We start from the raw sequence: 20,781 nt of genomic DNA on the forward strand, positions 1-20,781 counted from the left end.
AAAAAATTATATAAGCGAAACGTATTTAATAAAGTGGTCTACCACAAAAGTCATAGCCCTTTAGAATTTTCATTTTTCCTTGAATGTTATCTAAATGCTGTTTTGCAAAGGGTGAAAAGTTTGTGAATTTCGGTATAGATTGGTATAACTGATTTAAATTAATAATTGGAGCATATTCATTATTTACTTCTCCAAACTTCCACGTTTGTTTTTCTTCTTTTATTGGAAACTCAACATAAGAAATAAATGATAAAATTGGATTTTTATTTACCTGAGTATAAAAATTAGTTGACATGAATTTGTAATCTTCGTTTTTACTTTGCTCTAAAATTAGCGCAAAATCGTATTCTTTATCAGATACTAATTCTTGCGATATAGCAGATATAGATAAAAACAAAATAATTAAAAGGAATATAACTCTTTGCATCATTGAATTATTTGAAATGAGTATATCAAAAATCACACCATAAATCCTCTAAATCTCTGTGGTTATTATTATGAATATATTTCAAATAGATTATTATTTTTATATATTTGATAAACATTGAAGCAAAAAGTTGCTTTTTTATAGATGTTTAATTCCGACCAAAAGTCAATCACATCTTATTTATTAAAACAATTACAACACATTAAATCTACTAGTGTTATGGAGGCAATTGCGAAACAACCAGAAGTAAAGAATTTTATAAACGGAAAATTTGAAAGAAACGGCCATACTACTATGGATGTAATGAGTCCCTTAGATGGAAGTGTTATTTCAAGTTTACCCTTATCAACCTATGGTGATGTTGATGAAGCCGTAAAGGCTGCTGAAAAAGCTTTCCCTGAATGGTCTTCCATGACTTTTAAAGAACGTGTTCAGATATTTTTTAGATATCGATCTCTTTTAGAAAAGCATATAGATGAATTGACAAATCTTGTTTCTATTGAAAATGGAAAAACCTATGGAGAAGCTAAGGCTGAAGTTGAAAAAAGCATGGAGCTTTGCGAATTTGCTGTTTCTATTCCACAAATCATTGTCAATGAAATTCAGGAAGTAAGTAAAGGTGTTGAATGCAGAATCGAGCGCAAACCTCTAGGTGTAGTTGCGTGTATTACACCTTTTAATTTTCCAAATATGGTACCGCATTGGACAATGCCAAATGCTTTGGTATTAGGAAATACTATGGTGATGAAACCTTCAGAATTAGTACCCTTAAGTACGATGCGTATGGCGGAATTACTAAAAGAAGCCGGTCTTCCCGATGGTGTTTTTAATATAGTAAATGGTGGCAAAGAGGTTGTTGAGGCTATTTGCGATCATCCAAATATTGAAGCTGTTTCTTTTGTTGGTTCCACAAAAGTGGCAAAAATTGTATATAAGCGTGCTACTTCAAACCTAAAAAGATGTGTAGCGCTTGGTGGCGCAAAAAATCATTTATTGGTATTGCCAGATGCTAACCCCGAAATGACAGCAAATAATGTAGTCGCTTCTATGTCTGGCTGTGCTGGTCAACGATGTATGGCTGCTTCGGTTATGGTAGGTGTCGATAACGTACAACATATTATTGATAAAATGGTAGATGAGGCTAAAAAAATAGTTCCTGGTGATAATCTAGGCTCTGTAATAAGTGCCGAAGCTAAAGAACGAATAGAGGATTATATCGCTGAAGCGGAAAAAAATGGTGCTAAGATTTTGCTTGACGGAAGAAATACTTCCGTAAAAGGAAAAGAAGATGGTTTCTATGTTGGTCCTACAATTATTGATTATGTAACTACAGATATGTCAGTAGCCAGAGAGGAAATTTTTGGTCCAGTAATATCAATTTTAAGAGCGAAAAATCTTGATGAAGCTATTGAAATTGAAAACGGTTCTAACTACGGTAATGCTGCTGCTGTATTTACGCAAAGTGGCGGACTGGCAAAACAAGTTATGGAGCGCGCCAGTGCAGGAATGATTGGTGTAAATATAGGTGTGCCCGTGCCACGTGAACCTTTTTCTTTCGGTGGCTGGAACGAATCTAAATTTGGAGTTGGCGATATTACTGGAAGAAGTTCTATTGAATTCTGGACTCAAAATAAAAAAACAACTACTAAATGGAACCCTGAGGCTCAAACCAATTGGATGAGCTAATAATTTAATGCAATCAACTTAATGGACAACCAACAAATCTTAAAAAGCAACCTAGATTATACGTTATTCTCATGGTCTAAGCAAGGTGGATTAAACCCAATAAATGCATCTCATGCAAAAGGCTCTTATGTGTATGACCGAGATGGCAAAAAGTACTTAGACTTCTCTTCCCAACTCATGAATGTAAACATAGGTCATGGCAACCAACGTATCACGGAAGCTGTTGTCAAACAAATGCAAGAGGTTAGTTACGTGTATCCAGGCATGGCAACAGATGTTCGAGGTCAATTAGGTAAAAAAATAGCCGAAATTACTCCTGGTAATCTTACCAAAACTTTTTTCACGTTAGGCGGAGCTGAAGCTATTGAAAACTCAATCAAGTTAGCCAGAATTTATACTGGTAGGCATAAAATAATTACTCATTATAGGGCCTATCATGGTGCAACTTACGGTGCCGCTTCGGCTGGTGGCGACCCAAGAAAGTTTCCAATAGATAGTCAGGCCATGCCTAATGTAGTACATGTAGAAAATCCATATGCATATCGTTGTCCATGGAACTCTTCTTCAATAAAAGAATGTGGTGAACGTGCAATTGCACATTTAGAGCGTGTGGTAAAATTTGAAAATCCAGATAGTATTGCCGCAATTCTGTTTGAAGGAGAATCGGGTTCTTCAGGATGTATTAAATACCCACCAATGTATTTAAAGAAGGTAAGGGAATTATGTGATAAGTATGGTATTCTTTTTATTGATGACGAAACCATGAGTGGTTTTGGTAGAACCGGAAAAATGTTTGGCATAGATCACCACGATGTGGTGCCAGATATAATGGTTATGGCTAAAGGATTAACCTCAGGTTATTTACCCTTAGGCGCCATGGCTATAACCGATACTATTGCAAATCATTTCAATGAAAACCCTATGTTATTAGGATTGACCTATTCAGCACACCCTATTTGCTGTGCAGCCGCGTTAGAAAATCTAAAAATTATCGAAGAAGAAAATCTAGTTGAGAAAGCTGCTGAGATGGGCAAATATATTGAGGGTGAAGTTGAAAAGTTAAAAGTAAAGCATCCATCCATTGGTGATTTTAGGAATACAGGACTATTGGGGTGTATAGAGCTCGTGAAAAATAGAAAAACAAAAGAACCTACAACACCTTGGAATGCCAAGCCAAGTGAAATGGAAGCCACATTAAAAATGGCTGCTAAAATTCGAGAATTGGGTATGTTCACCTTTGTTCGATGGAACTGGATTTTCATTGCTCCACCGTTAAATGTATCTAAAGAAGACGTTGATAAAGGTTTAGAAATTATCTCACAAACAATTTCTATAGCAGATCAATACTGTAACTAATGAGTAAAGATATTGTAGAATTACATGAAGATGTTTCAAATTCGCCATTATATAGCGAAGATTTAGCTCCTGTTCCACCAAGTGAAAGAACCTGGAGTAAATGGCACTTAGCAGCAATTTGGGTAGGTATGGCAGTTTGTATTCCTACTTATTTATTGGCTTCATATATGATCAAAACAGGCTTGAACTGGTATGAAGCATTGATCATTATTGGGTTGGCAAATCTGATTATTACCGTACCTATGGTACTTAACGGACATGCTGGTGTAAAATATGGTATTCCTTTTCCAGTTATTGGTCGAGCATCATTTGGTACCAAAGGTGTACATCTGGCCTCTGTGGCCAGAGGCATTATTGCCTGTGGTTGGTTTGGTGTACAAACATGGATTGGTGGTCTTGCCATCTATGCTATTTTTAATGCCATTACAGGTTCAACTGGTGAATTAGGATTGTCAATTGGAAAGTTTATTGGTTTTGCTATTTTCTGGATCATTAATATGTATTTTATCTGGAAAGGAACTGAAAGTATCAAATGGCTGGAAACCTATTCCGCACCGATTTTAATTATCATGGGATTGGTACTCATCTATTGGGGATATAGTCAGGCTGGTGGTTTTAAAATTGTATTAGATCAAAGCAAGCAATTAGAGAATGTAGCTGCCACAATTACTTCTCATGAGGACGAGGGTTATTCAACCATTTCATTTTTAACGTTAGATGTGTTAAACAACAAGGATGGAAGTTTAAAAGTAAATGAATATAAAATTGTTTCGGACGAAAATAGTTCTTGGAAAAATATTGTAAATAATCCAGTGCTAATTTCTAATACTGAAAATGTAAAAGTGCAATTCAGAAATACTGAAGGTGGTTCTGAAGTTTTATCAAGTGTTGTAACGGCAAACCTTATAAATAATTCTAATTCATCTTCAGGGAGTAAACTATGGAGTTATCTGCTATGGCTTACGGCTATGGTTGGCTTTTGGGCAACCATGTCGATTAGTATTGCCGATATTACACGTTATGCTGCCACTCAAAAAGATCAAATGATTGGTCAATTTACAGGATTGCCATTAACCATGATGCTCTATTCGTTTGTGGGCATTTTTGTGACCTGCGCTGCGGTTATCAACTTTAAAGATGTTTTGATTGCCGATGATGCACCATGGGATCCCGTGTCTTTAATCGCTCGATTTAAGAATCCTACTGTAGTTATAATAGCTCAAATATTTATGATTATCGCAACTTTAAGTACCAATATTGCTGCAAATGTTATTGCTCCATCAAATGCATTTTCCAATTTATGGCCTAAAAAAATTAGTTTTAGAACAGGTGGAATCATAACCGGTATCATCGGTATTCTAATAATGCCATGGTGGCTATTAAATCAGATTTCAGGATTCCTAATTTTTGTTAGTGGATTGTTAGGCCCGGTATTAGGAATTATGATCTCAGATTACTTTTTTATTAGAAAAAAGAATATGCAATTAGCAGAATTGTATAAAGAAGATGGTATTTATTCATATAACAAAACTGGGTTTAACAGGGCAGCAATGATTGCGTTATTTGTTGGTGTTTTTTCAGCTTTGATTGGTTATTGGGTACCATCTTTAAATTTCTTATATTCATTGTCTTGGTTTACAGGTTTTATCATATCATTTATTTTATATCTACTATTAATGAAGAAAGCATAATATGTCTATAATTATAAAAAATGGCCATGTTGTTACGGCCTCCGAAAGTTATAATGCCGATGTTTATATTGAGGGTGAAAAAATTATCGCTATTGGGCAAAATCTTACGCATAAAGCGAATAAGGTAATTGACGCTTCGGGTAAATTGGTATTCCCTGGAGGGATAGATCCTCATGTGCATCTAGATATGCCATTTATGGGAACTTATTCTAGTGACGACTATGAAACGGGTACTCGTGCTGCCTTACATGGTGGCACTACAATGGTTATCGATTTTATTCTACAAACCCAAGGTGATACATTGTATAGTGCTTTAAAAACCTGGCAACAAAAATCGGAAGGAAAAGCTATTGGTGATTATTCATATCACATGGCGGTAACAGATTTTAATGATGATGTAGCCAAAGAGGTTGTTCAAATGATTGAAAAAGAAGGTATTATTTCCTTTAAGACTTTTATGGCTTACAAAGGTGCTTTAATGATCGATGATGGGCAGATGGTGCAACTTATGAAAGTGGTAAAAAAACATGGTGGACTGGTAACTGTGCATGCTACCAATGGTGATATGATAGATTCGTTAATTGCTAAAAATAGAGCCGAGGGTAACTTATCACCCTTATATCATTATCTATCACAACCAGAAGTTACCGAAGCAGAAGCCTCAGCTCGATTTACAGATATGTTACATTATACTGATTGCCCAGGATACATTGTGCATATGACATGCGAAGGCGCATTAAACGCTGTTCGTACAGCAACAAAGCGTAATCAAAAAGTGTTTGTGGAAACCTGTACGCAATATCTAATGTTAGATGCTTCACTTTATGAAAAAGATTTTGAAGGTGCTAAATGGGTAATGAGTCCTCCTTTGCGGGAAAAGAAAGATCAAGAAGCACTTTGGTCTGGTATCAATCAAGGATTGGTACAAGTTGTTGGTACAGATCACTGTCCGTTTATGTGGGAACAGAAAAAGATGGGTAAAGATGATTTTTCTAAGATTCCTAATGGGCATCCGGCTATAGAACATCGGATGGAGCTATTATACTCTGAAGGTGTTCATAAAGGAAAAATATCACTAACAAAATATGTAGAGGTAGCATGTACCAACGCTGCAAAAATCTTTGGAATGTATCCTAGAAAAGGAACCATTGCTATTGGTAGTGATGCAGATATTGTCATTTTTGATCCTAAAAAAGAGCACACTATTTCTGTAGAAACACATCATATGAATTGTGATTATTCAGCATATGAAGGGCAAAAAGTAGTCGGTAAAACAGAAACTGTAATCCTTAGAGGAGAAATTGCTATAGAAAATGAAGAGTGTAAACTAAAAGCAGGTCATGGACAGTTTATCGCCAGAGGAAAAACATCAAAAACAGTAATTTAGAAAAGAATATTATGCCAAGAAAAGTAAAATCAGGATTGATACAAATGAGTCTTCCAATGACAGAAGGTGAAGGAACGATTCAAGAAATTATGGATGCTATGTACGATAAACATATACCGTATATAGAAGAAGCTGGTAAACAAAGTGTTCAGATCTTATGCTTACAAGAAATTTTTAATACCCCATATTTTTGCCCAGGTCAAGATCGTAAATGGTATACTTCTGCTGAGTCTGTTCCAGGTCCAACAACAGAAAAAATGCAAGTACTCGCTAAAAAGTACGATATGGTCATTATAGTACCTATTTATGAAAAGGAACAGGCGGGTATTTTATACAATACAGCAGCTGTAATAGATGCTGATGGAACTTATCTCGGAAAGTATAGGAAAAATCATATCCCTCATACCACGGGCTTTTGGGAAAAATTTTTCTTTAAACCTGGTAATTTAGGTTATCCTGTTTTTCAAACAAAATATGCTAAAGTTGGTGTATATATATGTTACGATCGTCATTTCCCTGACGGAGCAAGAGCATTAGGCTTGAATGGAGCAGAAATCGTGTACAATCCATCAGCCACTGTGGCCGGATTGAGTGAATACTTATGGAAACTCGAGCAACCTGCTCATGCTGCAGCCAATGGTTATTTTATGGGGTGCATTAATCGCGTTGGTGAGGAAAAGCCATGGAATCTTGGCAAGTTTTACGGGCAATCGTATTTTGTTGATCCTCGTGGGCAAATATTTGCAGAAGCATCACGTGATGATGATGAATTATTGGTTGCTGAATTCGATCTTGATCTAATTGAAGAAGTACGTTCTACCTGGCAATTTTTTAGAGACAGAAGACCAGAAACTTATGGGCGTTTAACGGAATTGTAGCCATTAAATGATAAAGTTTTTCCGAAGAATTAGACAGCAATTACTCACTGAAAGTAAATTCAGCAAATATTTACTATATGCTATTGGGGAAATAATACTTGTTGTTATTGGAATTCTTATTGCACTTCAGATTAATAATAATAATGAAGTAAGAAAAGAACGTATAGAAGAGCAAGCTATTTTAAAACAATTGCAAGCTGATTTTAAAAGCAATTTGAAGCAATTAGATCAAAAAATTTCATTCAGAAGAGAATTTATGAGTTCTTCAAAGGAGCTTTTTAAATATATAGATGACCCAAACCTTCGAGATAAGGATAGTGTGGATTTTTATATTGCTAAAACTTTGCCATACGCAACGTTTGATCCTATTATAAATGATCTAGCAAGTTCTGGAGAATTAAGTCTTATTAAAAACATCCAATTAAAACAGGCCTTAACACATTGGTCATCTAATATAATGGATGTTATTGAAGATGAAGTTATTTGGATGAATTATAGAAATAACATTTATTTTCCATTTTTAGTTGAGAATTACCAATTAAGAACTGTTAGAAATAAAGCATATAAATCAAATATTTTAGGTAAATATTCACTTGAGATTGGAGAAAATGCTGAAACCTATGCAAAAAATGAAATAGGCATGTCCACACATGAAGAAGATTTTAATAAACTCTTAAATCATCCAGATTTAGAAGACCATTTAACGAGGTGTTATGCTATTAATAGTTGGGCAAATGTACAATCAGGTATTTTAAGAGAACGAATTGTTGAAATAATCAAATTATTAGAAAGTGAAATTAAATCTTAAAACTATAACTTTAAGGCATGGCAGAGTATAAAAGACCAACCACTCAAGAGGAGTTTGATAAAAACTTTAAGCAGAAAAAGCCGTTGATGAACGATACCGAAGCGTATTATGAAAGTTCGCGTTGCTTATTCTGTTATGATGCTCCTTGTGTACAAGCTTGCCCTACTCATATCGATATTCCTTTATTTATAAAACAAATACATACCGATAATGTTACGGGAGCAGCAAAAACTATTTTCGACGCCAATTGGCTTGGTAATGCCTGTGGAGTAGTCTGTCCAACAGGTGTTTTATGCGAAGGTGCATGCGTTTACAATCATCAAGATGTACCTCCTATTCAAATTGGTCGTTTGCAAAATTATGCAACTAATAAAACGATTGATGCTGATAAAACACTTTTTAAAGTCGGTAAGTCAAATGGAAAGAAGATTGCTGTAATTGGAGCAGGGCCAGCTGGTATTGCATGTGCTTGTGAAGCCAGAACCTTAGGTTTTGAAGTGGATATTTTTGAAGCTAAAGGAAAACCTTCGGGTTTAACAGTTTATGGAATTGCTCCATACAAAATCACAAACGAAGAAGTTCTAAAAGAAGTGAATTATTTGCAAAAGCAATTAGGTTTTAATATTAAATACAATACCAAAATAAATTCAAAACAAGAGCTATTGTCACTTGAAGAAAAATATGATGCTATTTTCGTAGGTGTTGGTTTAGGAGCAACACGACATTTAGGATTAGATGGTGAAGATAAAAAAGGTGTTGTTGGTGCAGTAGAATTTATCGAAGAACTTCGAATGAAACATCACGAGGTTAAAGTGCCTGCTAAGGTTGTAGTAATTGGTGGTGGAAACACTGCTATGGATGCTGCCTCTGAAGCTGCAAGAATGGGAGCTCGCAAGACAGTACTTGCCTATAGAAATTCTAAAGAAAAAATGGGTGCTTATGGTTTTGAATATGACTTAGCTATCAGTGCTGGTGTTGATAGTTTATTTAATGTAACACCATTAGCAATTGTGGGTAACGGAAAAGTTGAGGGTGTGAAATTTGCTAAAACTGAAGTGGTAGAAGGAAAGCTTCAAACCAATATGAATAATACTTTTATTGTTAGATGTGATCTAGTTATTAAGGCTACAGGTCAAGCAAAGCAAGAGCATTTTTATGAGCTTATTGAAAACCTAGATATTGACAATAAAACAAGAATAGAGGTAAATAAACATTTTCAAACATCAAATGCGATGTATTTTGCTGGTGGAGACGCCATTAATGGCGGTGCAGAGGTTGTAAATGCAGCTTATGATGGTAAAATGGCAGCTCAAGGAATGTTTCAACATCTAATTAAAAACTGACAACATTGTTGTCATCCTGAACTTGATTCAGGACTTTATTATTTGAATTAAAAAGTTAATGGATTCCGCATCAAGTGCGGAATGACAAAAAAGAATAATGATGATAGACTTATCTATAAATTTTGCAGGAATTAAAGCTCCTAATCCATTTTGGTTGGCATCTGCGCCACCAACAAATTCAGGATATCAGATCATGAAAGCTTTTGATGCAGGTTGGGGAGGTGCTGTTTGGAAAACATTAGGTGTACCGGTAGTAAATGTCTCAAGTCGTTATGGCTCAGTGAACTATCGAAACACCCGAATGATGGGATTCAATAATATTGAATTGATTACCGATCGTCCATTAGCAGATAATCTTAGAGAAATTGAAGAGGTTAAAAAATATTTTCCAGATCATGCTGTGATTGCTTCACTAATGGTAGAAAGCAAGGCTGAATGGGAGCAAATTATAAAAGATGTTGAAAATGCTGGGGCAGACGGAATTGAATTAAATTTCGGTTGCCCTCATGGAATGTGTGAGCGCGGTATGGGTTCTGCCGTTGGTCAAGAACCAGAAGTATTAGAAACTATAGTAGGTTGGGTAACAAATGCCGCCAATATTCCTGTTATTACAAAATTAACGCCGAATATATCTGAAATTACTGATCCTGGTTTAGCAGCGGTTAAAGGGGGAACAGATTCTATTTCATTGATAAACACCATAAAAAGTATTGTAGGTATTGATCTTGATACATATGCACCTTATCCTATTGTTGATGGCAAAGGGTCAAACGGTGGTTATTGCGGTCCTGCGGTAAAACCCATTGCTATGCATATGATTCGTGAACTGGCTCAACATCCTGAAATTAATAAAGTGCCTATTTCTGGCATCGGAGGTGTAGAAACTTGGCGTGATGTGGTAGAGTTTATTTTGTTAGGAGCAACTTCTGTTCAAGTCTGTACAGCTGTAATGCACTACGGTTTTGGAATTGTTCGTGAAATGGAGGCTGGTTTACGCCAATTTATGGAAGAAAAAAATTATAATACTATTTATGATTTTGCAGGAAAGGCTTTACCAAATGTAACAGAGTGGAAACACCTCAACTTGAAACATAAAGTTGTTGCTGAAATCAATCCAGATAAATGTGTAGGTTGTGAATTATGTTATATTTCATGTGATGACGGTGCGCATCAAGCAATTGCCTTATCAGAAGATCCATTAAATAGAATACCGAGTATTATTGAGGAAAATTGTGTAGGCTGTAATTTATGTTCTTTAGTATGTCCTGTAGAAGATTGTATTACTATGGTCAAAAAGGATGATGGAACTCAGCACATCACCTGGGATGAACGTACGCAAAACGACGACATTCCAGTAACTTTTGATGATGACAGAGCCGGAGGAAAGCATCATTATGTACCAAAACCTACAGATGCGCTAAAAACAAAATAAAAAAACCCACCTCGATTAAAAGGTGGGAAATTGCTATGAAAAAGATTGTAAATCAAGATGATTTACAAATTTTATAGTCGTAAGTTAATAAAAAAACTTACAACTTTAGTTTTCTGGTTTGTACTTGTAAGATTCTTGGTTAATTCCAGTTCCGCTCACATATTCGTTGTTGTGATATCTACCACCAATATTTACACTTTCTTTATAATAAAAGTTTGCAATACCGTGCTTTAAATTATTCTGCCAAGTTCCCTCGTAAATGGTGCCATTAGTGTAATAATAAAGCCCATAACCACTTCTTATACCATGGCTATAGTTTCCTGAATACTTAGAACCATCACTCCAAATATAGGTTCCTTGACCATGACGTTTGTCATTATTCCATACTCCAGAATAGGTGTCACCATTACTCCATGTAAATTTTCCAAATCCATGACGAAGACCATCTTTCCAATCTCCTTCATAAATCCCACTTTTATATTGCATTTTTCCTTTTCCTTCTTTACAATCACCATTTATACAAAAAGGTTTTTTGTAAACAGTTTTCTTCTGTTTAGATTCTTTAACTTTAGGTAGAGAATCTTCTATATCACTCTTAGTTACTGCAACAGAGTTTTCGTTAGTTTGTGCAGCTAAAATTAAAGGGAAAGCAAATAATAAAAATAATAGCTTTTTCATGATTACCGATTTATATATTAATTAACGCGTAATACCTTAATTTATTATACGTAATATAGTCTGAAAATGAATAAGTTATAATTCTGTTAAACTTTAACTTTTTAGATAGTAACAGATATATAAATTTTTAATTTAGCACTAATCAAAATTGAACAATGATAAAACATCTTTTTTTAGTTGCTTTTATAGCTGTATTATTTTCCTGTAAAGAAGAGAGAGAAAATAAAGAAACTTCTTCTTTAAAATCCGATTCTACCACTATTAAGACTATTGATTTTAAGGGGTTAGAAACTTTTTTAAGTGAAGATGATAAAACTTATGTTGTTAATTTTTGGGCTACTTGGTGTAAACCATGCATAAAAGAACTACCCTATTTTCAAGAACTTGAAAAGGTATATACCGATGATGAATTAAAAGTATTATTGGTAAGCTTAGATTTTCCTGAAAAACTGAATGATAAATTGATTCCGTTTGTTGAAAAACATAAAATAACTCCAGAGGTATTATTATTAGATGCTCCAAATGAAAATGAATGGATTCCAAAAATAGATTCAACATGGTCTGGCGCGATACCAGCAACTATAATCTATAATAAAAACAAAAGAGCATTTTATGAACAATCTTTTACTAAAGAAGAGCTGTTTAATGAAGTAAAAAAATTCACAAAAATTTAAATCTTATGAAACACTTAAAACTTATTTTATCACTTATAATCATAGCAGTCTTTTCTGCATTTACAATGGTTAATGAAAACACCATTATTGGAGAGGGTTATAAAGTTGGTGATATTGCTACCGATTTTAAATTAAAAAATATTGATGATAAACTCGTTTCTTTAGCTGATTTTAAAGATGCTAAAGGGTTTATTATAGTCTTTACATGTAATACTTGTCCTGTTTCTGTGGCAAATGAAGATCGTATTATTGCTCTTGACAAAAAATACAAAGAAAAAGGATACCCAGTTATTGCAATCAATCCTAATAACCCAGCAGTACAACCAGGTGATAGTTTTGAATTGATGAAAGTTAGAGCAAAAGAAAAAGGATTTACGTTTCCGTATTTATTTGATGACGGACAAACAATTTATCCTCAATATGGAGCTACAGCTACACCGCACGCTTATATTCTGAAAAAAGAGAAAGAAGGTTTACGCGTAAAATATATTGGTGCACTAGATGATAGTTCTCGTAGATCGAGCATGGTTAAAATTAAATATGCCGAAAATGCACTAGATGCCTTGCTAAGTGGTAAAGAAATAGAAACAACTTATACAAGAGCTATTGGTTGTTCAATAAAATCATAAACCAAAAAAAAGCCAAGCTAAATAGCTTGGCTTTTTTTAATTCAAATAATCTATGCTACTTAAGCAAAAAGCTTAGTTACTTTTTTTCTTCCGTACATATATTGATTTTTTACTGCTTCTAACGCTTCAAAAACTAAATCTTGTTGGTTAGACGCTAATTTAAAACCTCCGGCAATTGCCTTTTTAGTAACTTTTTGCCATTGCTCAGCAACAACTAAAGACTCAGTTACAAGTACCTCGGTAGAGTTTAGTGCAAACTCATTTGAGTTTTTTACTACATTCTTTGTTGTACTAAAAGCTTTTTTCATATCTATGTTCTTAAGAGCCTTTTCTATGTTTTTAATATTTTTTTTCATGTGTAATATCTTTAACAGATTTATTTTTTTGCTAATTCTTTAGCTTGTGCTTTCCAATCGGTTGTATTGTACATGCTAGGATTCATATCAGCATCGCTAATTACTTTATCTAAACTCTTAATAGTAGCTTTCGCCAAATCAGTAAATGAAGTAATACCACCTTTGTTTAATACGCCTTCCATTTTAGGGCCAATTCCTTTAATTACTTTAAGGTCATTTACCACAGCAGCAACTTTTTTAGCCGCTGATTTTTTAAGAGCCGCTTTTTTCTTAGCTGGAGCCTTTTTAGTTTGTGTCTTGATAGTTTTTTCTACTCTCTCTTGAACATCTTCAACTACATCTTCTACCTTGTCTTTTACATCGTCAGCAACGTCCTCAACCTTATCCTTAACGTCTTCAATAGTTTCATTTAATTCCTTTTTTAATTTATTAGCCATTTTCTCAGCCTTCTTTACTAAAGGATTCTTCTTAATCTTTTCCGCAGTTTCTTCAGCTTTTTGAGCCAAAGGGTGACCTGTTACCATTCTTTTAGCTTGTTCGATCATCTTAGGGTCATAACCTACTAAATTCTTTAAGCGATCTGTACTATGCTCTAACTGACCTTTAATATTTTCTGCAGTATCAACAACCATATTGATCTGTTGTTTAGATAAAGGTTCTGCTTTTTTAATCAACTTAGAAGTTAATTTTTGCCATTTTTCTCCAGTTTTAACTGTAGTTTCAATAGCATTGAAAGAAGTATCTATTAAATCGTTGTTTATTTTCTTAACGATCTTTTTAGCGTTCTCTAATTTTCCTGATTTTTTACTTTTTTTAGCTGTCATCATATGTTGTTTATGTTTTATTCTAACTATTTATGGCACAAAAATAAATAGTGGGAGTTACAAATGAGTTACAATAATGTTTATCAATCTTTTAGCAAAGAAAAAGGTCAAGTTTCTAAATGAAGTCTTGACCTTTTTAACTAACCTAACTCTATGAACTAATTTTTACTAAATAATGTTTTTGATCTCTTAACACCATTTAAGATATGACCTTTAGCAGTCTCTAAAGAATCAAAAATCATGTTTTGTTGTGTGTCTGCTACTTTTAATCCACCTTTTACAGCTTTAGCAGTTACTGTTTGCCATTTAGTAGCAGCATTTATCATTTCTGTTACTACTTCTTCTGTAGTTTTTAAAGCGAAATCATTTGTTTTAGTAGCTGCTTGTTTTACTGTATCTACAGTTTTAAAAACTTTGTTTGTTACTGTTTTTTTAGTTTTAGTTGCCATATCTTTTATATTTTTTAATTCTAATTTATACGTTAATAATTTTCTAATAATTCCCTCAATGAGGGTTCTGATTATTTAATCTGGGGCAAACATACTATTGGTGAGTTACAAATGAGTTGCAACGTAATTTTATAATTATTGTTTAGGAACATTTTGCTTTCGCGGAAGGAAAATTAGCTTAACTAATTTCTTCTATTTTTTTGATCAGTTTTTTAGTTTCTGGTAGCGGATCAATGCCATATTCTTCATCAAGAATATCTACACATTTTTGATATGCTTTAATTGCTTGAGGGCGATTTCCTTTAGCTAAATAAGCTTGCATTTGTATACGATAGGCATCTTCCCAAGTAGGATCAATAGCTAATGCGTTTTGCGCTAATCGAATGCTTTCTAGTGGCTTTTTTTCAAGAATAATCTCTGCCAATGTGATATAGGCTCCTAAAATTAGTAACTGAATTTTTTCACGCTCTTCAGAAGACCAATCTTCATAAATTCTATTTGGTAAGTAAATACCTTTATATAGATCAATAGCTTTTTTATATGCTTCTTTGGCAATAGCATTATCTGAGCCATAAAATTCATTACCAATAATTACATAATTTTCAAGAGCTTCAGCGTCTATCCAAACTTGATCCATGTCTAATTGATAACTCAACCCTTGCCTGACTAAATATTTTGGTTCTGTTCTTGGAGGTCTATCTGGTTCTAAAGCTTTATTGATGCCATGTAACGCAACTTTAAAATCGCGATCATCTCCTTCATCCCAAAGATGATCCATAATTTTTTCTTTGTGAAGTGCGTGTCGTTGACGGTTTGAAATTAGATATTGTAGTAATTGGATCGTTTTATCTCGTCCCCATTGTTTAGAGTCTATTTTTTCGCCATTCTTCCATACGTTGAATTGCCCTAAAGTCTGAATTCTAATTTCAGCTTTGTCATAAAAATCTTTCAATTCCTGCAATTCTGGAGAAAGCGACATAGTACAATTACTTTTTACTTAAAGCATCAACCTTACTGTTGAGTCTTTTTATTTCTCTAGCTAGTTGCTTTAAGGAATCTTGTACTTCTTTAAAATCTGATCGTGAAGCATTACGCCATTGATCTATTTGTACTTTTTCGCTTATTTCTTCACCAATTGTACTAATCTGACCCTGTAGTTGGTCTTGAATATTTGAGATTTGTTTTTTAGGGTCTTTTATGGTTTCCTTAATAATGTGAGGAGCCATTGTTTTCATGGTCTTCCACATGGAGAGGCTTTTATCTAGTATATTTTCCCTTTCTTCAGATGACTGATCTTTAGTGGCTTCACTTGTCAACTCAGATAGCTTTTGTTGCATAAATTCTAAAGCATCATTAAAATCTGAAAATCGCTTTTCATCGCCATCCTGTACATGCGAAATGCGACCACGCCACTGAACTTTAGACTCACCATCTTCTTCAAAAATACGTTGGTTAAAGCGCACCATAAATGATGCTGTTTGATCTGCTTTTTTTGCCATAATACTACTCTTTAAAACCTGTTTCTATAATATTCCATTGAACTAATTCTCCACTTTCATCAAAGTTTAATTTTAAATATTGATATCCGTTGGGATCAATTACTCCATACTTCTCTTCAATAAGATATTTTAAATATAAAGTGTCCTTTTGATGTGGTTCCCCAAGCAATTTTTTCACTTCCTTAAAATTCATCCCAAAATAAATATGATTTTCCAACAAATCATTTAACATTTCAACTCTTTTGCCGTCTAAAATCGCATCGGAAGGCAACCATTTTTTAGTACTGAATTTTGTTTCTGAACAGGAAAAAAAGAATAATAAAACTGAGAAAATAAAAAATTTCTTCATGTGCTTTTATCCTGGTTCTTTTTCTGAGCCAACTTCTATTTTTAATAAGCCTCTAAAGGCATCATTAACATTGTTTCCTTCATACAACACTTTATAAACCTCTTCAGAAATTGGCATTTCTACATTGTAATCATTTGCCAATTCCATTACTACCTTTGCTGTTTTAACACCTTCGGCAACTTCGTTCATTTCTTCTATAATCTGTTCTAAGCTTTTTCCTTGCCCTAGTTGAAACCCTACATGATGATTTCTACTTTTGGCACTAGAACAGGTAGCTACAAGATCTCCCATTCCTGCCAAACCAGCAAAAGTTCTTCGTTTTCCTCCCATCGCAACTCCTAAACGCGTTAATTCTGATAACCCTCTCGTGATAACTGCAGCTCTTGTATTGTCTCCAGCATTTGCTCCATCACCCATGCCCGAAGCGATAGCCATAATATTTTTTAATGCACCTCCTAATTCACAACCTATAACATCACTATTCGTATAAACACGAAACAAACCAGAGCTAAAAACAGGCTGTAGTTTTTTAGCAATAGTATCATCTACCATTGCAATTACAGCCGCAGCGGCTTTTCCAAAATGAATCTCTTTCGCTAAATTTGGTCCAGTTAATACCCCGGCTGGATGACCCGGCATTTCTTCCTCAATAATTTCAGTCATGCGTTTCTTAGTGCCCATTTCTAAACCTTTGGCTAAACTCACAATTGGTATCCAAGGGCGGATATGCTCTTTAGCTTCTAGCAAAACATTTCTAAAACTTTGAGAAGGAATACCCATTACAATTAAATCAGCGTTTTTAACCGTTTCTTCAATAGAATTAGATGCCTTTAATGATCTAGTTAATTTTGCATTGGGTAAATATTTGCTATTTGTATGGTGCTCATTGATTTCATTTACAGTCTTTGGATTTCTCGCCCATATTATGGCTTCTGCATTTTTTGCAACAATTGAAGCTACTGTCGTGCCCCAAGAACCTCCTCCAAGTATTCCTACTTTAAGTTTCATTTGTTATTTTTTAGTTAGTCTTCTAATTCTTTTAAAAATAAATTACGCACCTCTTCTACATATTTTTCAACATACTTAGGTTTCCATTCAGAAGTGTCTACTGGATCTAGAACTACAACTTCAATATGTGTAGGCTTAAATACTGAGCTTCCCTTTGGCAATGCCATGTATGCATTCTTAATCACAATCGGTATGATAGGAACTCCCGCTTTCATAGCTAAATGAAAAGCCCCTTTCTTAAATCTGCCCAATTCTTTACTGCCACTTCTTGTTCCTTCTGGAGCTATTGCCACTGAGGTACCCTTTTTTAAAACATTCGCGGCTTTATTTAATGATTTAATCGCTTTCTCTTTGTTTGATCGATCTATAAAAATGGCTCCTAAAGATTTTAAAAATGGTCCTGCTGGACTATATTCTAATTCTTTTTTTGCAATACCAGTAACATCTTTTCTTAGGAGCTTTAATACTATAAAAAAGTCAGCAGATGATTGATGATTAAAACAGAAAACAGCAGGCCTGTAATCTTCAAGGTTCTGTTTACCCTTTACTGCAATGTCTAATCCTGCAAACTTGGTTCCTAGATCACCTAAGCTCGAAACCGTAGTATTGATTGCTTCTTTCTTTGACATTGTTATAGCCCCTTTTACCAAACCCTTAATAGCGGAAGGATAAATACTTGCAGCTGCTAAGCCTGTTCTAAAACGATTTACAATAGGCTGATCATCCCTTTCATCAAATCGTAAGATTGGCCAACCATTTTCAAATGCAACTTGCGACAATCTACTATCTGGGTTAGTAGCGCACGGATTTCCTACAATTTCTAATAAAGGATAGTCATCAAAACTGTCAGTATAAAAAAAGCTTTTTGATAAATCTATATCATTTTCTTTTGCAAATTTCTTTCCTGCTTTTGCCTTACCCTCGCCCCAGCACATTTCTTGAATCTTACCAGTAAAACGTCCTTTTTTTACTTCCATTTCTGTACAAAAAACATCTTCAATCCTCAATTCATCTGCTATGGGTCTTATCTGATAGATCGTTGCTGCAGATACAATTACAACTTTATGTCCTTTTTCTAAATGCGATGCGATTAATGTTCTAGATTCTGGATAAATAGTGTCTGCTAAATGCTCTTCATAAACTCCTTTTCCTAAAACTTCAAACTCTTTTTCCTTGATTCCTTTTACGCCTAATGCGGATACTTTGGTTAAAACTTCAAAATCTCTATTACCAGCAGAATATAATAAGACGGTAGCAAATTGCGATAATAATTCCTTGGTGGTTGATTTTCCACTAAGTAATCTGCTTTGTACAAATTTCTTTGCCGAAAAGTCATCTATTAATGTTCTATCTAAGTCGAAGAAAGCGGCTATATGTGAACCTTCTTCTTGACGTAATATCTTTTCTGAAATAGTCTCTATATCCGAACCTGGTACGGTTTCTTTTTCTTCTTTTTCATCTTCTTGTTTTACTTCTTTTGCTTTTCGAATTGCTCTAATTTCAAGTTTCTGCAGTATATTGAATCGACTGGTTAACTCGTCTAATTCTTCCATCCAGTCATCTAGACGATCATAATTTATTTGTCCATCAATTGGAGTTAGATTACTATTCTTAGCAAAACGTAAAGCACTAGTTAAAAAAGGTTTAGAAACACTGTCTAATCGCGTAATACGAGATTGCCAATGCAATTCTTTCCCTTTAAACAAGCACAGGTCTATAAACTCTGAATCTATAAAATCATCATCTAGATCCCAAGAATTTAAGGTGTGACATACAACCTTATTCGCTTCTAAATAAATCAGTAATATTCCTTTAGAAACATATAATTCTTGACGCTTTAACAATCCATAAATATCTCCTTCTGGATTAGCAATTATAGTACGCCAATCTTTATCAAAGAGGTTTAATTCTTCCTCTATCTCACTACTAAATTGAGGCTTATTTGTATAGAAAAACTCAAACTTAAACAAGTTGCGCAATCGCATGATTTCTTCCCAGAAATGGATAATTCTGTCAGGCGACGTGTCGTCTTTAATCTTTACCAAAGCTATTTCTATAAAAGCTCTATGGTATAAATGCCCTGAAGACATATTTGCATAATAGGTAGCCGACAAATATTCGTTAGCAGCTAGGCTATATTGTGTTTTACGGCCTGCTTTACTCTTTTGAATAATGTGAGCACTCAGTAGTAAATTCAATGCTTTTTGAACGGTTACACCAATCTTATTACCACGATCTAATAAGACATCTTCTTTGCGTTGCTCAATATAATTCATGAGCTTGATCACATTGGCTTCGATCTCTTTTTTAGTAAGCGCAAAGTTGTTCAATAGCACATTACAAACCAATGAAACTGTGGTTACTGGTGTTATAGTATTTGCCTTATGAATCAATTCAAAGGCAAATCTTGGTAAAGTATTCTTATCAGCATAGCTCTGTTCTTCATCATCTGGAATAATGGCATTTCTATGAGCTGAAACATCTACTGGCTCACCAAAACGTATTGCAGCGCGACCGTATTGATAACCTAATTTTTTAATATAGTTAGCAAAAACACCTAGATCTTCTGATCGTTTACTTTTTCCTCCTTTACCTTCTTCCGTCATTTCTTTTACATCAGGAATCAAATCATATACAATAGAAACAGGTACATATTTAATATCTCTAGAGCTTTCTTGCTCGCCTTCCATAATGTATTTTAAAATACCCATTTTAGGATATACTATCTTACCAGTACGCGAACGAGTTCCTTCAATATTCCACGTTAAGTGATCTCCTTTTTCTATTAAATAAGAAATATAATGACGTAATGATGCTTTATACACCTCGTCATCTTTAAAACTTCTACGTAGAAATATTAATCCTGAGTTTTTACCTAGTTGCTTCACTCCAGGCATCGCTAAGTTTATTCCACCAAAAAAATAAGGAATTGGCATACCATATCCTGCCAAAGTATTGATTAAGACTACCGTGTCTAAATAGGTTTTATGGGTAAGAATAAATGCAACAGAATTTTTGCGCATTAATTTCATTAACCACTTGATCTCTTGAGGGTCGACGTCTATCTTATCTTCATAAGCCTTAGACATCATATATTCAAACCCCTTGAGTGTTGCCATATTTGCAAAAGGATCTTGCTTGGCATACATTTCAGTAATGCAAGCTTCAGCCTCTTTTTGCACATCTTGAAGTTTTCGCTTTTGCGACTTAGCTATTTTTTTTAGCTCTTCTTGAAATTTTGGTTGGTCAATGACTTTTTGCACTCGTTGTATTTTTAAGACTCTAATTTACAGAAATGATCCCCTCA

20 protein-coding genes are annotated in these 20,781 nt (G+C 34.3%); 10 read left to right on the top strand and 10 right to left on the bottom strand.

Annotation, left to right across the window (positions count from 1 at the left end; translation table 11 throughout):
- Window positions 1-25: 25 nt before the first annotated feature.
- Window positions 26-430, bottom strand: coding sequence for a hypothetical protein (locus AC1EUV_RS03055; RefSeq protein ID WP_480197188.1), 405 nt, complete (start codon window positions 428-430; stop codon window positions 26-28).
- 216 nt (window positions 431-646) lie between these two features.
- Between AC1EUV_RS03055 and AC1EUV_RS03060 the strand changes: the two genes are divergently transcribed.
- The 8 genes from AC1EUV_RS03060 (at window position 647) to preA (ending at window position 11,008) form a co-directional block, all read left to right on the top strand.
- Window positions 647-2,113, top strand: a complete 1,467-nt coding sequence (locus AC1EUV_RS03060; protein ID WP_480197189.1) for a CoA-acylating methylmalonate-semialdehyde dehydrogenase — start codon at window positions 647-649, stop codon at window positions 2,111-2,113.
- 21 nt (window positions 2,114-2,134) lie between these two features.
- Window positions 2,135-3,469: an aminotransferase class III-fold pyridoxal phosphate-dependent enzyme gene (locus AC1EUV_RS03065; protein ID WP_480197190.1), complete on the top strand. Its 1,335-nt coding sequence runs from the start codon at window positions 2,135-2,137 to the stop codon at window positions 3,467-3,469.
- On the top strand, window positions 3,469-5,160 hold the full coding sequence (locus AC1EUV_RS03070) for an NCS1 family nucleobase:cation symporter-1 (protein ID WP_480197191.1): 1,692 nt from the start codon (window positions 3,469-3,471) through the stop codon (window positions 5,158-5,160). Before AC1EUV_RS03065 ends, AC1EUV_RS03070 begins: the two co-directional genes overlap by 1 nt.
- 1 nt (window position 5,161) lies before the next feature.
- The gene (hydA, locus tag AC1EUV_RS03075; protein ID WP_480197192.1) at window positions 5,162-6,547 is read left to right on the top strand and encodes a dihydropyrimidinase; all 1,386 of its coding nucleotides are present in this window, start codon (window positions 5,162-5,164) and stop codon (window positions 6,545-6,547) included.
- Window positions 6,548-6,558: 11 nt separating this feature from the next.
- Window positions 6,559-7,425, top strand: a complete 867-nt coding sequence (locus tag AC1EUV_RS03080; protein WP_480197193.1) for a nitrilase-related carbon-nitrogen hydrolase — start codon at window positions 6,559-6,561, stop codon at window positions 7,423-7,425.
- A 7-nt stretch (window positions 7,426-7,432) separates the two neighbouring features.
- Window positions 7,433-8,233 (top strand): DUF6090 family protein, encoded by an 801-nt coding sequence (locus AC1EUV_RS03085; protein WP_480197194.1) that lies wholly within the window; start codon window positions 7,433-7,435, stop codon window positions 8,231-8,233.
- 17 nt (window positions 8,234-8,250) lie between these two features.
- Entirely contained in the window at window positions 8,251-9,576 is a 1,326-nt protein-coding gene (locus AC1EUV_RS03090; RefSeq protein ID WP_480197195.1) for an FAD-dependent oxidoreductase, read from the top strand.
- 97 nt (window positions 9,577-9,673) lie between these two features.
- Window positions 9,674-11,008, top strand: a complete 1,335-nt coding sequence (gene preA / locus AC1EUV_RS03095) for an NAD-dependent dihydropyrimidine dehydrogenase subunit PreA (protein ID WP_480197196.1) — start codon at window positions 9,674-9,676, stop codon at window positions 11,006-11,008.
- Between the two features lie 105 nt (window positions 11,009-11,113).
- On the opposite strand, the gene AC1EUV_RS03100 is transcribed toward preA, so the two are convergent.
- Window positions 11,114-11,686, bottom strand: a complete 573-nt coding sequence (locus AC1EUV_RS03100; RefSeq protein ID WP_480197197.1) for an MORN repeat-containing protein — start codon at window positions 11,684-11,686, stop codon at window positions 11,114-11,116.
- A gap of 155 nt (window positions 11,687-11,841) precedes the next feature.
- Here AC1EUV_RS03100 and AC1EUV_RS03105 point away from each other — a divergent pair, with 155 nt between their 5' ends.
- Both AC1EUV_RS03105 and AC1EUV_RS03110 read left to right on the top strand, forming a co-directional pair.
- The gene (locus AC1EUV_RS03105; protein WP_480197198.1) at window positions 11,842-12,360 is read left to right on the top strand and encodes a TlpA disulfide reductase family protein; all 519 of its coding nucleotides are present in this window, start codon (window positions 11,842-11,844) and stop codon (window positions 12,358-12,360) included.
- 5 nt (window positions 12,361-12,365) lie between these two features.
- Window positions 12,366-12,989, top strand: a complete 624-nt coding sequence (locus AC1EUV_RS03110; RefSeq protein ID WP_480197199.1) for a thioredoxin family protein — start codon at window positions 12,366-12,368, stop codon at window positions 12,987-12,989.
- Between the two features lie 59 nt (window positions 12,990-13,048).
- Here the strand turns inward: AC1EUV_RS03110 and AC1EUV_RS03115 are convergent, their stop codons facing one another.
- The 8 genes from AC1EUV_RS03115 to AC1EUV_RS03150 form a co-directional block, all read right to left on the bottom strand.
- Complete coding sequence (locus tag AC1EUV_RS03115) at window positions 13,049-13,345, bottom strand: hypothetical protein (RefSeq protein ID WP_480197200.1); 297 nt, start codon at window positions 13,343-13,345, stop codon at window positions 13,049-13,051.
- A gap of 20 nt (window positions 13,346-13,365) precedes the next feature.
- Window positions 13,366-14,169 carry a hypothetical protein gene (locus tag AC1EUV_RS03120; protein ID WP_480197201.1) on the bottom strand — a complete coding sequence of 268 codons (804 nt, stop codon included), beginning with the start codon at window positions 14,167-14,169 and terminating at the stop codon, window positions 13,366-13,368.
- 158 nt (window positions 14,170-14,327) lie between these two features.
- Window positions 14,328-14,618 (bottom strand): hypothetical protein, encoded by a 291-nt coding sequence (locus AC1EUV_RS03125; RefSeq protein WP_480197202.1) that lies wholly within the window; start codon window positions 14,616-14,618, stop codon window positions 14,328-14,330.
- A 178-nt stretch (window positions 14,619-14,796) separates the two neighbouring features.
- The gene (locus AC1EUV_RS03130; protein ID WP_480197203.1) at window positions 14,797-15,597 is read right to left on the bottom strand and encodes an AfsR/SARP family transcriptional regulator; all 801 of its coding nucleotides are present in this window, start codon (window positions 15,595-15,597) and stop codon (window positions 14,797-14,799) included.
- Window positions 15,598-15,604: 7 nt separating this feature from the next.
- Window positions 15,605-16,117, bottom strand: a complete 513-nt coding sequence (locus tag AC1EUV_RS03135; RefSeq protein WP_480197204.1) for a hypothetical protein — start codon at window positions 16,115-16,117, stop codon at window positions 15,605-15,607.
- A gap of 4 nt (window positions 16,118-16,121) precedes the next feature.
- A complete protein-coding gene (locus tag AC1EUV_RS03140; RefSeq protein ID WP_480197205.1) occupies window positions 16,122-16,466 on the bottom strand; it encodes a hypothetical protein in 345 nt (114 codons plus the stop codon).
- 6 nt (window positions 16,467-16,472) lie between these two features.
- A complete protein-coding gene (locus tag AC1EUV_RS03145) occupies window positions 16,473-17,474 on the bottom strand; it encodes an NAD(P)H-dependent glycerol-3-phosphate dehydrogenase (protein ID WP_480197206.1) in 1,002 nt (333 codons plus the stop codon).
- Window positions 17,475-17,488: 14 nt separating this feature from the next.
- Window positions 17,489-20,737 (bottom strand): HAD-IB family hydrolase, encoded by a 3,249-nt coding sequence (locus AC1EUV_RS03150; RefSeq protein ID WP_480197207.1) that lies wholly within the window; start codon window positions 20,735-20,737, stop codon window positions 17,489-17,491.
- Window positions 20,738-20,781 lie beyond the last annotated feature (44 nt).

The organism is Maritimimonas sp. 2304DJ26-3 (assembly GCF_056591635.1).

Coding starts and splice junctions, on each gene's coding strand:
- preA (WP_480197196.1), top strand. CDS start 9,674: ATGATGATAGACTTATCTATAAATTTTGCAGGAATTAAAGCTCCTAAT.
- AC1EUV_RS03090 (WP_480197195.1), top strand. CDS start 8,251: ATGGCAGAGTATAAAAGACCAACCACTCAAGAGGAGTTTGATAAAAAC.
- AC1EUV_RS03080 (WP_480197193.1), top strand. CDS start 6,559: ATGCCAAGAAAAGTAAAATCAGGATTGATACAAATGAGTCTTCCAATG.
- AC1EUV_RS03105 (WP_480197198.1), top strand. CDS start 11,842: ATGATAAAACATCTTTTTTTAGTTGCTTTTATAGCTGTATTATTTTCC.
- AC1EUV_RS03110 (WP_480197199.1), top strand. CDS start 12,366: ATGAAACACTTAAAACTTATTTTATCACTTATAATCATAGCAGTCTTT.
- AC1EUV_RS03130 (WP_480197203.1), bottom strand. CDS start 15,597: ATGTCGCTTTCTCCAGAATTGCAGGAATTGAAAGATTTTTATGACAAA.
- AC1EUV_RS03120 (WP_480197201.1), bottom strand. CDS start 14,169: ATGACAGCTAAAAAAAGTAAAAAATCAGGAAAATTAGAGAACGCTAAA.
- AC1EUV_RS03115 (WP_480197200.1), bottom strand. CDS start 13,345: ATGAAAAAAAATATTAAAAACATAGAAAAGGCTCTTAAGAACATAGAT.
- AC1EUV_RS03070 (WP_480197191.1), top strand. CDS start 3,469: ATGAGTAAAGATATTGTAGAATTACATGAAGATGTTTCAAATTCGCCA.
- AC1EUV_RS03100 (WP_480197197.1), bottom strand. CDS start 11,686: ATGAAAAAGCTATTATTTTTATTATTTGCTTTCCCTTTAATTTTAGCT.
- AC1EUV_RS03125 (WP_480197202.1), bottom strand. CDS start 14,618: ATGGCAACTAAAACTAAAAAAACAGTAACAAACAAAGTTTTTAAAACT.
- hydA (WP_480197192.1), top strand. CDS start 5,162: ATGTCTATAATTATAAAAAATGGCCATGTTGTTACGGCCTCCGAAAGT.
- AC1EUV_RS03145 (WP_480197206.1), bottom strand. CDS start 17,474: ATGAAACTTAAAGTAGGAATACTTGGAGGAGGTTCTTGGGGCACGACA.
- AC1EUV_RS03085 (WP_480197194.1), top strand. CDS start 7,433: ATGATAAAGTTTTTCCGAAGAATTAGACAGCAATTACTCACTGAAAGT.
- AC1EUV_RS03055 (WP_480197188.1), bottom strand. CDS start 430: ATGATGCAAAGAGTTATATTCCTTTTAATTATTTTGTTTTTATCTATA.
- AC1EUV_RS03060 (WP_480197189.1), top strand. CDS start 647: ATGGAGGCAATTGCGAAACAACCAGAAGTAAAGAATTTTATAAACGGA.
- AC1EUV_RS03135 (WP_480197204.1), bottom strand. CDS start 16,117: ATGGCAAAAAAAGCAGATCAAACAGCATCATTTATGGTGCGCTTTAAC.
- AC1EUV_RS03065 (WP_480197190.1), top strand. CDS start 2,135: ATGGACAACCAACAAATCTTAAAAAGCAACCTAGATTATACGTTATTC.
- AC1EUV_RS03140 (WP_480197205.1), bottom strand. CDS start 16,466: ATGAAGAAATTTTTTATTTTCTCAGTTTTATTATTCTTTTTTTCCTGT.